This is a genomic window from Caballeronia eucalypticola (assembly GCF_047608185.1).
Taxonomy (GTDB): domain Bacteria; phylum Pseudomonadota; class Gammaproteobacteria; order Burkholderiales; family Burkholderiaceae; genus Caballeronia.
This window is the reverse complement of the sequence record NZ_JBLKRU010000019.1, coordinates 91,717-107,377: the sequence shown is the minus strand read 5'-3', so window position 1 is coordinate 107,377 and position 15,661 is coordinate 91,717. Positions and strand designations below refer to the sequence as shown.

Genomic DNA, 15,661 nt, shown 5'->3' with positions numbered 1-15,661 from the left:
GCGAAGTCGATGAACTGCCTCTTCCCAGCATGCTAGAACCAGCGCATCGACGATTTGCGTGTAATTGAATGACCTCGGGGTGGACGGCGACCTATTGCTGCCACGGCGGCTTCAGCGTCATGCCATTGCGCCCCAGGACGCGGTGGACGGGAGAGCACGGCGGACCTCGCGGGCGGCAACCGCCGCTGCCGGGCCGACAGCGGCCGCTCGCATTAGTCGTGGACAGCTTGCCAATCAAGCCCAGCCGCGCCTACTTATCTTTGCGATAACGCCGCCGATGGCATTCAGACTGATTAAGATTTGCGCGTACGATGGCCGCGCACGCAACGCCTGACGGATGGCATTTTGGGCCGCGCGTAGAGATATTCCCCTACACATCGTCTGACAATAATGTCTTGCATCGAAGGCATGTTTGACTGACAATCCAAACGAAGACGGCGTCTGCAAGAGGTCGAACGTGCTTCGTTCGTAACCCATTTGGAGCGCGTTTTGGCGGACCACGTCGTCGAAATACCGAAGAATGCTTTAGCACTCGTCGCCGTGAACTGATAAACAGTCTTTAACTCACAGGAGTCGAAATATGAAAAACATCCCAATTGGCGTTATGGAGCACGTGGGTGTCGTTATGGAAGACCTGGCGGCGGCACGCGTGCTGTTTCATGAAAAGCTGGCGCTTCCAATTGCAGACTACCCAGAGTCCGAAGATGGACCCGCATTTGCGGTCAAGGTCGGCAAAACCTTAATCCGCGTGGCGTCGACGCAATCAGTGGATGCTCGGATGGGACGCCGTGGTGTTAACCATGTCGCATTCAAGGTTTCATCGCTAGGCCAGGCTCAAGAGATCCTGAAAGAAGCTGGGGCGAAAATCCAAGCGGAGCAGGCGACCGGCTCGGGAATGCGCAGCGCGATATGGAGCGACCCGGCCACGACCATTGGGATCCCGCTTCAATTCCTCGATAAGGGTGCTGCTCTAGAATTCAAAGAGCCTTCCAAGCAGCCATTCATCGAGCGAGTTGATCATTTGGGCATAGCAGCCGAAAGCGGTGACCGGGCACGCAAGCTTTACGTAGACGGTCTTGGTTGGACGCTCGAATCCACGCAGACAGACTCTGAGTTTCTCGTACCTATCGAGGTTACCTCTAACGACAAGTATGGCGCCACGTCACACTCACATCAACCGATTGCCAAGGTCGGGTCGGGTCTAATTGCGCTATTCGTCACCGTTGGCGATTTTGATCTGGAGATCATGCAGCCCATCGGTGCAGCGAAGATTTCAACTCCATTAGGAACGATCCCGGGGTCCGTTGGGCAGGATCAAGGTGCCATTGCGCAGGCGCTACAAAAGCGAGGCGAAGGTCTCCTGCACATTTGCTTCAAAGTGCCCGACATCGACGCAGCCATTGCACGGGTTACAGCGGAAGGTATCGCAATGATCGATCCGGTTTCTCGACCTGGCTCGCGCAGCGGTCGAATTGCATTTATGGACCGCCGGTCGACGGAACGTGTTTTACTGCATTTCATCCAGCGCACACCAATCGAATAGGTGCTTAGCTATGGTCAATCAATCAACTCCGGCGATATCACCCGCGGAAAGCTCGTGCTGGACGCTGGTCGATGCACTTCGCGCCCAAGCGCAAAGGAATGGCGAAGCGCCGTTTGTGACATTCGAAGGTGAAGACCCGCTTTCCTTCGCTGCTTTGGATCGAATGAGTGACGCGTGTGCTACCGGCTTGGCGCGCATCGGGGTTGGTCAAGGTGACCGCGTTGCGATCATGGCGGAAAACAGCTTAGCGTTTCTAGTTCTTTTTTGGGGCGTACAGAAAAGACGGGCGATCCTGATTCCTATCAATACCGAATTGAAGGGGGACTTACTCGCTCATCAGCTTCGAGATAGCTCACCAAAAATCATCGTGAGTGATAAGTACCTAGGAGAGCTAAGTCCTTTGATGCCCGCAAGCGTCGAGAGGTTGGTTTCGATCGGGTTTGCTGATGGCTCGAGTGCCGCTAGTATGACCTTCGATGACCTATGTGCGGAAGCGAGCCCTTCCGCCATATTGGCGCCTGAATCAAGCGACTTGTGTCTAATTCTCTATACATCCGGAACGAGCGGACGTGCCAAGGGCGTATTAATCCCACAAGCGCATGCGTACATTTTTGGTTTACAACAAGCGCGTGCTCTCGGTGTTTCGAAAGAAGATTGCTTCTTCATAGCTTTGCCGTTGTTCCACGTAAACGCCTTGCTGATGTCTTTAGGAAGCTGCCTCGTGACCGGTGCCCGAGCGTACGTGTGCGTGAAGTTTTCGGCGTCGCGTTGGCTTGAAAAAATCCGAGCCTGTGAAGCGACTATCACAAACTGCCTAGGCATCATGGCGGAGTTCGTTCTTCGTCAACCGGAAACGCCTGATGATCAGCGCCATAGTCTTCGTGCGGTTATGGCTGTTCCGGTGCTCGCGTCATGGGCAGAAAAATTCGAATCGCGCTTCGGTGTTCGTCTGGTTCAGGTTTATGGGATGACGGAATGCAACATTGTGTCCTTTTCCGACCCTGCTGACTCGGTTGAACCCGGCTGCGTTGGAGTACCGTGCGACGAATTCTTTGACGTATGTATTGTCGATCCTCAAACCGACCGCCCTCTTTCTGAAGACAGCGTCGGGGAGATCGTAATTCGCCCGAAGGCGCCTTTTGCCTTCATGCAAGGATATCTGGGGCAACCCGAAGTCACACTGCAGACCTGGAGAAATCTTTGGTTTCATACCGGCGATGGGGGGCGATTAGACAGAAAGGGCCGACTCCACTTTGTTGACCGAATCGGCGACTTTATCCGTCGCAGGGGTGAGAACATTTCTCCGTTTGAGATCGAGCATGTTCTCGCATCTCATCCAGATATCGCAGAGTGCGCAATCGTAGGAGTGAAAATCGACGATGCCGGAGGCGAAGACGAAGTGAAAGCTTACGTGGTTTTGGGGCAAACGCGAGTTGGCTATGCTGAGTTGCTTGAATGGTCGAAGGTGCGACTGCCGCGCTTCGCTGTACCTCGGTTCTGGGAATTCGTTGACGCAATCGACAAGACTGCCACGGGGAAGGTCAAAAAGAAAGATTTGCGTGCGCGCGGCGTAAATGCGCTGACCTGGGATAGGGAAACGCAATGTGTCTTTGGAGCTGCTCCCGAATCAAATGAAGGCGTGGACACAATCTCAGCAGGAAAGGAATTGACATGAAGGCTTTGGTCTCTGGATTCGAATTGATTGAAGGGCCAGTCTGGCATCCTCAATTTGGGCTATTTTTTGCAGACGCGGTAAAAGGTGGCGCCTATGTCGTGGATCGTCAGGGCAATGTCTCTACAGTATTCGAGCACCGTCGTGGTATCGGTGGCATGGCGTGGCATGACAGAGGTGGACTCATAATTTCTGGCCGCAACGTCGCCTACAAGGGCCCGGCAGCTGATGGAACGATCGCATTAATTGAAAATGATAGCGATCATGGGCTGGTAGGGTTCAACGACCTAACAACTGATTCGTCAGGTCGAATTTATGTTGGTGCACTCGGATTTCGACCGACTGAGACTCAACTGTCGGGCGTCGGTGGTTCTCAGAAAGGCGCACCCCTATTCCTGATCGAACTCGATGGATCTGTCAGAGAGGTGTATCCCGATATTAAAATATCGAATGGAATGGGATTTAGTGCGGACGGACGAAAGCTCTATCACGCGGACTCCGGCACTCGAGAGGTTTATGAATACGACGTTCAGGATAATGGAAACCTTGCCGATCGTCGCATCTTCGCCTCCGTCCCCGAAGGACTGCCCGACGGCTTAGCCGTCGCGGCCGATGGCTCTGTATGGGTGGGCGTCGCGCACGCAGGAAAAGTAAAAGTCTTCGCTTCTGACGGCAGGTTTGAGAGGCAGATCGACTTTCCTGTCCCAATGGTCACTAGTCTGTGCTTCGGTGGTGATGACATGCGCGACGTATTCGTCACTTCCGGATCCGATGGGAGTGGCCGCGCCGATGCAGGAACGATCTTCCAACTCCGCTCTGACATTCCCGGCTTACCCGTCTCGCCGGCACGTGTGAATTTTTGAGCCTATCCCAAGTTGCATTGACCGAAAACTACAAAGGAAATGGCTGGAGCCCAATGCTGAATGCCGTTGGGATGTGGGGTGCCTGGACCGCTGCTGGCCTTTCCTGCAAAGAGTGGCAAAGCCGGTCTAGCGTAGCAGGCATCGAAACATTTTCGAGGATCAGGAGGAGATAAAGCTCTATCAGATCACCAGACGAAAAGGCCTTGCAATGTGTAACGGATCGTCTGACAATGTCTTTGCGCTTTCTTGCAATGTTTCGCCTTCTAAGGCGCCCAGAACTACAAAAAAATCCCGCCGATAAACGGTTAGGAGACAAGCGATGAAAATGAGAACCAAGATAGCGACCCTTGCATTGCTTGTTTTACAAGCAATGGTGGTCGACGCGTCAGCTCAGGTCTCTGGCGGCGTCGTCAAGATCGGCGTGATGAACGATCAGTCGGGTCCGTACGCTGATTTGGCAGGCCCAGGTTCTGTGATCGCCGCGCAAATGGCGGTTGAGGACTTTGGCGGGACGGTGCTCGGTAAGCCGATCGAAGTGATTAGCGCAAACCATCTCAACAAAGCTGATGTCGGAATCAACATCGCACGACAGTGGTTCGACACGGGCAAAGTGGACCTTGCAGTCGACATTGTCAATTCTTCAGTTGCGCTTGGCGTTCAGCAATTAGCACGTGAAAAGAATCGTATAGTCATAGGCACAGCTGTTGGTACAAGCGACTTTACTGGAAAATCCTGTACACCAAATTCAATTTCCTGGCTTTACGACAGTTACGCTCTGGCGAATGGCCTTGTGCAATCGGCGGTGAAGAACGGTCTAGACAGCTGGTACTTCATCACCGTTGATTACGCATTCGGTCAGTCAATGCAAGCTGATGCGACTCGCGCGATCGCGAACGCTGGTGGGAAGGTGTTGGGGAGCGTACGCCATCCAATAAATACATCGGACTTTAGCTCTTACCTCCTTCAGGCCCAGGCTTCAGGCGCGAAGGTCGTTGCCTTTGCGAACGGTGGCGCTGACCTAATCAACTCACTGAAGCAAGCACGTGAGTTTGGCCTCGCGAGCCGCGGTCAGACAATTGTGACGCCGGTGATGTTTATAACGGATGTGAAGTCACTTGGCTTGGAAGCTGCGCAGGGCCTCAGGTTTGTTACTGCGTTCTATTGGGATCGTAACGACGAGACGCGGCAATGGTCGAAACGATTTTTTGAACGTCACAAGGCAATGCCAACGATGGTGCAAGCGAGCGTCTATTCGGCTGTGCGGCACTATCTTGCGGCCGTGAGTGATGCCAAAACCGATGAAGCTCAGGCAGTCCTCGCACGTATGCGTGCAAATCCGGTCAATGACTTTTATGTCAAAAACGGACAAATCCGAGCAGACGGAAGGTTGGTCCATGATATGTATCTCGTAGAAGTTAAGAAACCCGCGGAGTCACACGGGCCTTGGGATTTGTACAAGATTATTCGCACGTTGCCTGGCGCAGAAGTATTTCGACCAGCTGAAGAAAGTGGATGCCCGCTAGTTAAGAAAAGCTAGGCGCCAGACAAGGAACTGCAATGACACAACCTTTCATCTATCTCGAACGTACTGGCGAAATTGCGAGGCTCGTTATAAATCGTCCCGAAAAGCGGAACGCACTGTCGCTCGCGATGTGGCAAGCGATCCCGCAGCTAATGGATGAAGTCGTTGCAGACTCCATAGTGAAGGTTCTTATTATCCAAGGGATCGACAAAAGCGCATTCGCTGCCGGTGCCGATATCGATGAGATCGCTGCGTGCGCCGGAAACGAAGAAAAAGGCTGGATGTATATGGATGCTGTGCACGCAGCAGAAAACGCGATTGGCCAGTGCGAAAAGCCTGTCATCGCGATGATCCGTGGAGACTGTATCGGCGGTGGCGTCGAAATCGCGCTTGCGTGTGATCTGCGATTCGCGGCTACTGGTTCGAGGTTTGGTGTCACGCCAGCAAAGCTTGGTCTGGTCTATAGCTTGGCGTCGACTAAACGTTTGACCGCGCTTGTTGGCCCATCGATGGCGCGGGATTACTTGTTTAGCGCTCGCCTGTTTGATTTGACTGAAGCACGCTCGGTCGGGCTAATAGATCGTGAGTTTTCTCTGAGCGATATTGAAGAGGCAACGAACACTTATGCAAATTCTCTGTGTCAGAAATCTCAGTGGTCCATAAGGGCAGCGAAGGCCATCGTTCAGGCGGCGCTCGACGGCGCCGTTGTCGAAGACGCAAAGGTTCGTCAGTTTCGCGGCGGCTCGTTTTTGGCACTAGACCTCCAAGAGGGTGTTCGCGCGTTCCGAGAGAAACGCCCGCCGGAGTTCACTTGGTGCTGAGCTGAGGACATCATGACGAGTCGGCTTGCGAAAGTCAGTCTCTTCAAGAAGTGTTATGCCGATTTTCTGGGTTGCCTCACGACAATAGGCCTTTGCGACGAAAGTCGCCGCGGCTTGATTCATAGCTAGATCGAGCCGACATGACTGCGCTAAGACAGAATGACTTTATTTTAGAAACAGAGCATATAAGAAAGGAATTCGCCGGCTTCGTGGCTGTTGATGATGTCTCTCTGCGTGTCGAACGGGGAACAATCCACGCATTGATTGGCCCCAACGGAGCAGGGAAAACTACTTGCTTTAATTTGTTGACGAAGTTTCTGACACCGACTGAAGGGCGCATTCGGTTTAATGGCGAGGACATCACTCAGTTGCAGCCTGCCGATATCGCGCAGTTAGGCTTGGTTCGATCGTTTCAGATATCAGCTGTTTTTCCGCAACTAACGTCCATTGAGAACGTACGGATCGCATTGCAACGAAAACGCGGTAACTCGTTCGATTTCTGGCACTCGCGGGCAATACTCAGCAAATTTAACGAGCGGGCAATGCACCTTTTAGCGGACGTTGGACTGGCGGACTTTTCAAGTTGCTTAGCAACCGAGTTGTCCTACGGAAGAAAGCGAGCGCTCGAGATTGCGACGACGTTAGCCCTGGACCCAGAGTTCCTCCTACTTGATGAGCCAATGGCTGGAATGGGACATGAGGACGTCGATAGCATAGCCAAGTTGATCAAGCGTATTTCCCAAAATCGAACTGTATTAATGGTTGAGCATAACCTTGCGGTGGTCGAGAGTATTTGCGATCGCATAACTGTGCTGGCCCGGGGCAAAGTGATCGCCGAGGGAGACTATGCTTTCGTTTCTCGCCATTCAGAGGTACTAGAGGCATATATGGGGGCCGGAAATGACTAACCCCAGAGATGCATTGTTGGCTGTCCGTGATCTACACGCTTGGTATGGCGAGTCCCACGTACTGCATGGGGCGAGTTTCGACGTAAAAGAAGGCGAAGTGATTACTCTGCTTGGGCGTAATGGTGCTGGAAAGACGACCACATTGAAGTCGATCATGGGAATGATAAGCAAGCGTTCCGGCTCGATTCATTTCGCCGGTGAAGAAATCATCAAGTCAACTTCGGACCAGATCGCGCGTCGCGGCATCGCGATCTGTCCCGAGGATCGAGGAATCTTTTCGACCTTGAGCGTTGAGGAAAACTTACTGTTGCCTCCGCGTGTGCACTCTGGGGGAATGTCCCTCGATCGCATCTTCACATTGTTTCCTAATCTTAAGGAACGCCTGAACACGCCTCAAGCCACGAGATTATCCGGCGGCGAACAGCAAATGTTGGCAATTGCTCGAATACTTCGCACAGGTGCACGACTATTATTACTTGACGAGCCGACTGAAGGTCTGGCGCCGGTGATTATAAAGCAAATCGGCGCTACTATTCGGGCGCTAAAAGATCAAGGTTTTACCATTGTCTTGGTAGAGCAAAATTTCAAATTTGCATCAACGGTCGCAGACGGCTATTACGTTATGGAGCACGGCCGCTTCATAGATAAATTTTCTAACGCTGAGCTAGAAGCGAATATCGGGAAACTGACAAGCTATCTCGGTGTATGAAAAACTGATGTCAATTCCAGGAAAATTGCAAAAAACACTATGATCACAATTTTCGGAATCCCGACGGTTGCTCTTTATGGCCAGCTCCTGATTGGGCTGATAAACGGTTCATTTTATGCGCTCTTGAGCTTGGGGCTTGCTGTTATATTTGGACTACTCAATATCGTGAATTTTACTCACGGCGCTCAGTACATGCTGGGTGCCGTGGTGGCGTATCTGCTCCTAAAGTTCTCAGGCGTTGGATATTGGACCGCTCTAATTATCGCACCCCTGACCGTGGGAGTCTTTGGTGTCATCCTAGAGCGCTTGTTTCTCCGGTGGCTTTATAAGCTAGACCCGCTTTATGGTCTGCTTCTTACGTTCGGTATTGCATTGATAATTGAGTCAGTATGTAGCAACAGTCTTGGGGCAGCTGGTGTTCCCTACCAGATGCCGGCGTCCTTGATTGGGGGGCGTGATTTAGGCTTTATGTTTCTACCAAACTATCGAGCTTGGGTAATCATTGCGTCGTTGACCGTGTGCCTAGGCACTTGGTTCGTTATTGAACGGACGCGGCTCGGATCTTACTTGCGCGCCGCAACAGAAAATCCGGAATTAGTGCGGGCGTTCGGAATCAGAGTTCCGCTTTTAATCTCGCTAACTTACGGTTTTGGGGTCGCACTTGCGGCCTTTGCTGGAGTGATGGCTGCCCCAATTTATAACGTCTCACCGGATATGGGTTCTGAACTGCTAATTGTCGTATTTGCTGTAGTGGTAATTGGTGGATTGGGATCAATCCTCGGTTCGATCATCGCTGGCTTGGTGCTCGGACTTGTGGAGGGATTGACGAAGGTGTTTTTCCCGGATGCAGCGAGTACCGCAATTTTCATTGTCATGGTTTTTGTACTCCTAGTTCGGCCCTCTGGAATTTTTGGACGGAGCAAATTATGAAACCTGCGAATCTTACATGTGGAGGGTCGCTTACGATGCGAGTTACTCGGCCTGAGATCGTCGCATTTGTAGTGATGTTGATCATATTCGCGATTGGTCCATTATTTGTATATCCCATACTGTTAATGCAGATAATGTGCTTCGCGATGTTTGCATGTGCGTTTAATTTGCTTATTGGTCACGTTGGGTTACTTTCGTTCGGTCACGCGCTTTTCTTTGGATGGGCGAGCTACCTGACAGCGTATGTTGCAAAGGATTGGGGTCTTCCTCCCGAAGTTGCGATTATTATCGGAACTGCTGCGGCGGCGCTTCTCGGATTTATTGTGGGCCTTCTCGCCATCCGCCGCCAAGGCATCTATTTCGCGATGGTAACTTTGGCCTTGGCGCAGATGATGTACTTTGCCGCAGTGCGGTTAAGTTTTACGGGCGGTGAGGATGGAATACAGTCTGTGCCGCGCGGCCGTATGTTTGGAGTTATCGATCTTTCAAATCCCACTTTATTATACGCGGTTGTTTTTTTAATATTTATTGGAACCTTTCTCCTAATTTACAGGATTGTCCATTCTCCCTTTGGCGAAGTTTTAAAAGCTATCCGCGAAAATGAGAGTCGCGCCATCTCACTTGGGTATAAAACTGAGCAATATAAGTTTTTTGCGTTTGTGCTATGTGCTGCCCTCTCGGGTCTCGCCGGCTCTACCAAGGCTATTGTTCTCCAAATTGCCTCGCTAACCGATGTTAGCTGGCATATGTCCGGCGAGATTGTGTTGATATGCCTGGTCGGAGGACTTGGGACGATTTTCGGTCCCGTAGTCGGCGCATTCGTGATTCTCCCATTGCAAAATAGCTTGTCCTGGATGGGGGAATGGGTCCCGGGAGTTCAGGGTGTAATTTTTGTTGTATGTGTGCTGGTCTTCCGCCGCGGCTTCATTGGCGAACTAGCTCAAAGGCTGCGGATAAAGCTTTAGGCTGAAGGAAATTTGGTCCGCGTAATAAGGCGCAGTTTGCTCGTCTTCCCCGTTATTACTCTGCCCGGCTTTTTCCAGGCCTGAGCCATGCAATCCAGTGTTCAGGAGCAATCTCAGAGTTGGGGCCGTCGGAATCTACTGAGGATCGAAAGGGTTTAAACGAGATTCCCCGGCGAATAAAAGAGGAAAGCAGACGTAGTCCCCGCCGTTCATGCGACAAACAGTGACTTTATTGAATCAAACGGTTAGTACATCTAAATATAATACGGAACGGAGGGTATGGAGATGGAAAACAGTAAAGCCTTGCTGGCCACGGTCGTGGGCCTCGCGATAGGCGCGTCAAGTCCCGTGGCTCGCGCGCAGAGCAGCGTCACGCTGTACGGCGTCATCGACACGGCCATCGATATTTCAAACCAGGGACATGGCACACTGGTGCGCGAAAATAGTGGTGAGTTGCAAGGCTCGCGCTGGGGCTTTATCGGTAAGGAAGACCTGGGTGGCGGCTATCAGGCGATCTTCACTTTGGAGAATGGCTTCAGTGCGAATACCGGCACGGCCGGACAAGGCGGTCTGCTGTTCGGACGCCAGGCGTTCATGGGCCTAACCGGACCACAAGGCACGCTGACTTTGGGGCGACAGTATTCGCCGGAATTCTGGGCATACACGTACAACGACGCGTTTCTCGCTGGTCTCGCAGGTGGCCTTTCGAATTTCTATCGAACGCTGCCCAAAGGCACCCCGCAGAACATGATGAATGCGTATGCGACGACAGCCCGGACCAACAACTCGATCATCTATAAAACGCCAAATTTGTTTGGCGTTACCTTGACGGCAATGTATGGCGTGGGAGGTGTCGCGGGCAGTGTAAAGGATGGCCAGACCTTATCAGGCTGGCTGAACTACACGCTCGCATCGCTTGCGGTAAACGCCTCATATTTGCGGATGATTACTGCTGATGGTTCCGGCGATATGATCGCCTGGACGGCTGGCGGTACCTACACGATTGGCCCGGCGCAAATCTTTGCTGCGTACAGCAAAGACACCGACACGTCGGCAAATACGCCGACCGTCTTTGCGCCGAAAGTCCAGTTCTCGCTCGCCAATCTCGGTCTGCGCTATCAAATCACGCCGTCGTTTATAGGCATCGCGCAGGTTGTGCGGGTTATTAACACGTCGGATGGCCTGCCCGCATCGCAAAATGCATGGATCGAGGTGATAGGTGTTCAGTACTCGCTGTCGACGCGCACTGCCCTGTTCGCCGACTACGGCCAAGTGCAGAACAAAAATGGTTCGACCTACTCGCTAGGTGGCGCGGTGACCGTGGGCGGTGTTGCGGCGCCCAGCTCGACAGGGCGCGTGCTGCAGATTGGCATGCGAACTACGTTCTGATTCATTGGCGGACGAAGTTCGCGAAGATTGCACGCTATCGGCGAACACTGCGTGAATGTCCGCCCCTTCGACCTTTTTGTCCACTCCCGCTCCTGTCATCAACCAAGGCATCTCTTAATCGAGACGGTCAAGCCCACCGGCTGCGATGGGCCAAGCACGGCTTGCAATCCTATCGAGAAACGGGGATAGAACCCTGCTGCGATGAACCGCTGACCACACCACCCGTTGCGGCGTTCTGAGCAGCAACCCGTGCTTCAGCAGCCTGGAGATTGACTGGATAATCGAATGAATTTGCACTCGGATTGTATCCAGCTTTTTCGACCTCAATCAGGTGTTCGCGCACTTGCGCACGGGTCAACGGCGCGTTCGACTGGGCGAAGGCGGCACTGGAGACAACGAGGACAACGGCGGCAAAGCTGGCGTGCGTGATTGGACTCATGTTTTTACTCTAAAGATCGGACCGGTATCGGCTGCAAGAAGAGGTCTATCCTGCAACATACCGTTTATTCTGATCGCATGACCGCATAGGGTAAATACTTAAATCGCTAATTAACTGTTACTCAAAAAAGAACAATCGGCTTAAAGTCTAGGCCCCGTGCAGATGGGCGAAGAAGTGCAGGCGCTGACGCGCAATGGCCCATGTATCTTTGCCACGAGAGCTATGAATGAGCAAGACAGCAGCCTTGAGCACGGAAGACGAAGGGCCGAAGCCGATGATGGAAGTCAGACTTGGCCTTAGCCTCGACGCGCGGACTCGGCGTTTCAGTTGCGAACAACTTAAACTAGACCTAGGAGGCACACCTTGAATGTCTTGTTTGTTGACGACAATTCTGCTTCGGCCGATGCTCTGGCCGCCCTTGCGACCGCGATGGGACACGAAGCCTCTGTTGCGTACGATAGTCGAGCAGCTATTGCCCTTACGCGCAGCGCGACTTTTGATTTGATACTTCTGGACATCCAGCTTGGAGACGCGGATGGGCGAGACGTTTGCGCAGAAATACGACGCGAAGGCGTCTCACGGAATTCCCAAATCCTCGCAATGACAGGGCATGTTGGGTTGGAGCAAGGTGTCAGTCTTGGCGACTTCAATGGTTACGTTTTGAAGCCTCTTGAGTTCGACCGCCTTGAAGAACTGCTAACGTCATAGCCACTGAGTGTTTGACCAAAACAGAAAGCGATGCCCGACCTTGGTGGCAGATAGTTCGGACGTTGTGGTGCGCTTTGGCGAGCTTACCGTAGACGGTAGCTTGAAAGTGCGGAAGCTTTGCGAGATCCGCTTTGGTCTTTATGCATCCCCATAGTACGTCGCGAACGCGAAGTCACCCGTTCTGCAGGCGATTTATCATTCATGACGCTGTCATCTTTCGAGAGACAATCAGAAGGTTGCGGCCACGGGCACTCAAAACAGCACAAGACGCGAGCCTCAGCGTTCGGAATCTGCCCGACAGCGCCGAAAGTTGTGACACGGAGCGTTACGCGGCCACACGCTGATGGCGCGTTCACCAACGTTGATTCGAAGAGAGCGGCGTCGTGCGTCACTACGCGTCGGGAAAACGAACAGCCGGCTATGCGTGCCTGGTGATGGCCTACGAGATTCGTCGCTCGTTCACAAAAGCACGCAGACGCACGGCGAGACGATCGTGTTCGTCGATTGCGTAATGGCAACTTCTGAGATCGGTAATAGGATCCTAACTCTTGAATCGCATCCACTCATCAGCGGACTGCATGCGCCGGGGCCATCAGGAACCATAGGCGCCATGATTTTCAAAGTTGAAGGCCGTTTATGGCACCGGTAAATAAACATACTCGCCCGTCATGGGCGTTCGGTCAGACTGCAGTGCTGACGCGGCCCATTACTGGTACTTCTTCAACTCCAGCTTGCCGATCTGGTTGCGGTGCACTTCATCTGGACCGTCCGCGATTCGCAACAGCCGCGACATTGCGTACGCATGCGCGAGTCCGAAATCGTTGCTTGTGCCGCCGCCGCCATGCGCCTGGATCGCCCAATCGATCACCTTCCCGGCCATGATGGGCACGGCCACCTTAATCATCGCGATCTCTGTCTTGGCCACCTTGTTGCCCACCGTATCCATACGGTGAGCGGCGTTGAGCGTCAGCAGGCGCGCCTGCTCAATCATGATGCGCGACTCAGCAATGCGCTCGACCGTCACGCCTTGCTGCGCCACCGGCTTGCCGAATGCAACGCGCGACAGGCTGCGCCGGCACATGCGCTCCAGTGCGCGCTCGGTAAGGCCGATGAGACGCATGCAATGGTGGATGCGACCGGGCCCGAGCCGGCCCTGCGCGATCTCGAAGCCGCGCCCTTCGCCCAGCAGCAGGTTGGAGATTGGCACCCGCACGTTTGTGAACATCACTTCGGACGCGCGGTCGGGCGAGCCGTAGAAACCGAACACCGGAATCGCCCGCACCACTTTTACGCCGGGCGCGTCCATCGGTATCAGGATCATCGACTGCTGCTTGTAGCGGTCGACGTTGTCTGGGTCGGTCTTTCCCATGAAAATGGCGATCTTGCAACGCGGATCGGTGGCATTCGTGGTGTACCACTTGTGCCCGTTGACGACGTACTCGTCGCCGTCGCGCACAATGGACGACTGAATGTTGGTGGCGTCGCTGGAAGCCACGTCCGGCTCCGTCATCGCGAAGCAGGACCGGATTTCGCCGGCCAGAAGCGGCTTCAGCCAGCGATCCTGATGCGCGGGTGTGCCGTAACGTGCCAAAACTTCCATGTTGCCCGTATCGGGCGCAGAGCAGTTGAACACCTCGGGCGCCAGCAACGAACGACCCATGATCTCGCACAGCGGCGCGTATTCGAGGTTGGTCAATCCCGCGCCATGTTCAGACTCAGGCAAGAATAGGTTCCACAAGCCGGCATCGCGTGCCTTGGGCTTGAGCTCGTCGATGAGGGGCAGCACCTTCCAGGGACCGAGCGCCTCGGCTTCTTCAAGATGGCGCTTTTCGTTCGGGTAGATGTGCTCGTCCATGAAAGCCGTGAGGCGCTGCTGGAACTGCTGCACTTTCGGGGTCGGTTCGAAGGACATAATGAACTCTCGAGGCGAGAAGAAGAAAGAGCGACCGCAGGGTCAAGACAAGCTCGACGAGCGACGGTGGCGATGGATTAGTTCCAGGCTAAGCCGCGGTAGCCGCGGCGCGCTGCCAGGCGACTTCGGCGATCGGACGCGCCAGCGCGCCCGTCTCGCGCGCCGTGGCGTTAGCGGCATTTCCTTCCACGGCCCGCTTGGCGATGCCTTGCAGGATGGCCGCCAAGCGGAACATGTTGAAAACGACATAGAAATTCCAGCGCGCCGGGTCGATCTCCGCGCGCCCGGTGCGCTCGCAGTAGCGCGCCAGATAGGGTTCCACGTCGGGGATACCGAGGGCGGCCAGATCGTCGCCAGCCATGCCGCGGAATTCCTCCGCCGTCAAATACCAGGTCAGCATGTGATACGCCAAGTCGCTGAGCGGATCGCCCAGCGTCGATAGTTCCCAATCGAGCACCGCGACCACGCGTGGCTCGGTGGGGTGGAAAATCATGTTGTCCAGGCGCAGGTCACCGTGCACGACCGTGGTCACCTCTTCGGGCGGCAGGTGCTGGGGCAGCCACTCAATCAGGCGATCCATTGCGTCGATCGGCTCAGTGACGGCGGCCCGGTACTGCGTAACCCAGCGCCCCACCTGACGTTCGATGTAGCCTCCCGGGCGACCGTAGCCTTGCAGGCCCACTGCGTTGACATCGACCCGGTGCAGCGCCGAAACTACACGGTTCATCTCATCAAACATCGCGGCACGCACCGCAGGCTCGAAGCCTGGCAGTGTGGGATTCCACAGGATGCGGCCCTCCACGTGATCCATCACGTAGAACGGCGTGCCGATGATGCTGGCGTCCTCGCACAGGCAACGGCTGCGCGCAACCGGCACGTCGGTGCCGTCAAGCGCTTTGATCACGCGGTATTCGCGTTCGACCGCATGCGCTGAGGGCAGCAGTACGCCGGACGGCTTCTTGCGCAACACGTAGCGCTTGGCGGGCACGCTCAGCAGGAATGTCGGGTTCGACTGTCCACCCTTGAACTGGCTGACATCCAACGGACCAGCGAAGCCCTCGATATGCTGCGCAAGGTAGCCTTCCAGCGCTGCAACATCGAAGCGGTTGCGCTCTTGCACTTCCGTCGTGCCGGCATATTGACCGGCCATCGGCTCGCTCATCACACCACCCTCTCGCACATCATCGATCCAGTCACCATTTCATTCACTCCTGGGCCTTTTCGGCTATTAATTATATGGCAATATTGTCTGACAATCAATGCTGACTGCACTCGCCGTA

At 54.1% G+C, this 15,661-nt stretch carries 14 protein-coding genes; 11 read left to right on the top strand and 3 right to left on the bottom strand.

Features of this window, described 5'->3' with window-relative positions:
- Positions 1-580: 580 nt before the first annotated feature.
- The 10 genes from ACMX25_RS22000 (at position 581) to ACMX25_RS21955 (ending at position 11,322) form a co-directional block, all read left to right on the top strand.
- Positions 581-1,543, top strand: coding sequence for a VOC family protein (locus tag ACMX25_RS22000; RefSeq protein WP_414952188.1), 963 nt, complete (start codon positions 581-583; stop codon positions 1,541-1,543).
- Positions 1,544-1,553: 10 nt separating this feature from the next.
- On the top strand, positions 1,554-3,218 hold the full coding sequence (locus ACMX25_RS21995) for an AMP-binding protein (protein ID WP_414952187.1): 1,665 nt from the start codon (positions 1,554-1,556) through the stop codon (positions 3,216-3,218).
- Positions 3,215-4,078 (top strand): SMP-30/gluconolactonase/LRE family protein, encoded by an 864-nt coding sequence (locus tag ACMX25_RS21990; RefSeq protein ID WP_414952186.1) that lies wholly within the window; start codon positions 3,215-3,217, stop codon positions 4,076-4,078. The genes ACMX25_RS21995 and ACMX25_RS21990 overlap by 4 nt, the downstream gene beginning before the upstream one ends.
- Before the next feature lie 319 nt (positions 4,079-4,397).
- A complete protein-coding gene (locus tag ACMX25_RS21985) occupies positions 4,398-5,615 on the top strand; it encodes an ABC transporter substrate-binding protein (protein WP_414952185.1) in 1,218 nt (405 codons plus the stop codon).
- A 20-nt stretch (positions 5,616-5,635) separates the two neighbouring features.
- Positions 5,636-6,421 carry an enoyl-CoA hydratase-related protein gene (locus tag ACMX25_RS21980; RefSeq protein WP_414952184.1) on the top strand — a complete coding sequence of 262 codons (786 nt, stop codon included), beginning with the start codon at positions 5,636-5,638 and terminating at the stop codon, positions 6,419-6,421.
- Positions 6,422-6,561: 140 nt separating this feature from the next.
- On the top strand, positions 6,562-7,329 hold the full coding sequence (locus ACMX25_RS21975; RefSeq protein WP_414952183.1) for an ABC transporter ATP-binding protein: 768 nt from the start codon (positions 6,562-6,564) through the stop codon (positions 7,327-7,329).
- A complete protein-coding gene (locus ACMX25_RS21970; RefSeq protein WP_414952182.1) occupies positions 7,322-8,038 on the top strand; it encodes an ABC transporter ATP-binding protein in 717 nt (238 codons plus the stop codon). The genes ACMX25_RS21975 and ACMX25_RS21970 overlap by 8 nt, the downstream gene beginning before the upstream one ends.
- 42 nt (positions 8,039-8,080) lie before the next feature.
- Positions 8,081-8,968: a branched-chain amino acid ABC transporter permease gene (locus ACMX25_RS21965; protein ID WP_414952229.1), complete on the top strand. Its 888-nt coding sequence runs from the start codon at positions 8,081-8,083 to the stop codon at positions 8,966-8,968.
- A complete protein-coding gene (locus ACMX25_RS21960) occupies positions 8,962-9,933 on the top strand; it encodes a branched-chain amino acid ABC transporter permease (RefSeq protein WP_414952228.1) in 972 nt (323 codons plus the stop codon). Before ACMX25_RS21965 ends, ACMX25_RS21960 begins: the two co-directional genes overlap by 7 nt.
- A 285-nt stretch (positions 9,934-10,218) precedes the next feature.
- Positions 10,219-11,322 (top strand): porin, encoded by a 1,104-nt coding sequence (locus ACMX25_RS21955; protein WP_414952181.1) that lies wholly within the window; start codon positions 10,219-10,221, stop codon positions 11,320-11,322.
- Positions 11,323-11,491: 169 nt separating this feature from the next.
- Here ACMX25_RS21955 and ACMX25_RS21950 read toward each other — a convergent pair whose 3' ends face one another.
- Positions 11,492-11,761, bottom strand: coding sequence for a DUF4148 domain-containing protein (locus tag ACMX25_RS21950; protein ID WP_414952180.1), 270 nt, complete (start codon positions 11,759-11,761; stop codon positions 11,492-11,494).
- Positions 11,762-12,124: 363 nt separating this feature from the next.
- Between ACMX25_RS21950 and ACMX25_RS21945 the strand changes: the two genes are divergently transcribed.
- Positions 12,125-12,469 carry a response regulator gene (locus tag ACMX25_RS21945; RefSeq protein ID WP_414952179.1) on the top strand — a complete coding sequence of 115 codons (345 nt, stop codon included), beginning with the start codon at positions 12,125-12,127 and terminating at the stop codon, positions 12,467-12,469.
- 706 nt (positions 12,470-13,175) lie between these two features.
- Here ACMX25_RS21945 and ACMX25_RS21940 read toward each other — a convergent pair.
- Positions 13,176-14,381, bottom strand: coding sequence for an acyl-CoA dehydrogenase family protein (locus tag ACMX25_RS21940; protein ID WP_414952178.1), 1,206 nt, complete (start codon positions 14,379-14,381; stop codon positions 13,176-13,178).
- A gap of 88 nt (positions 14,382-14,469) precedes the next feature.
- Positions 14,470-15,543: a phosphotransferase gene (locus ACMX25_RS21935; protein ID WP_414952177.1), complete on the bottom strand. Its 1,074-nt coding sequence runs from the start codon at positions 15,541-15,543 to the stop codon at positions 14,470-14,472.
- Positions 15,544-15,661: the final 118 nt, after the last annotated feature.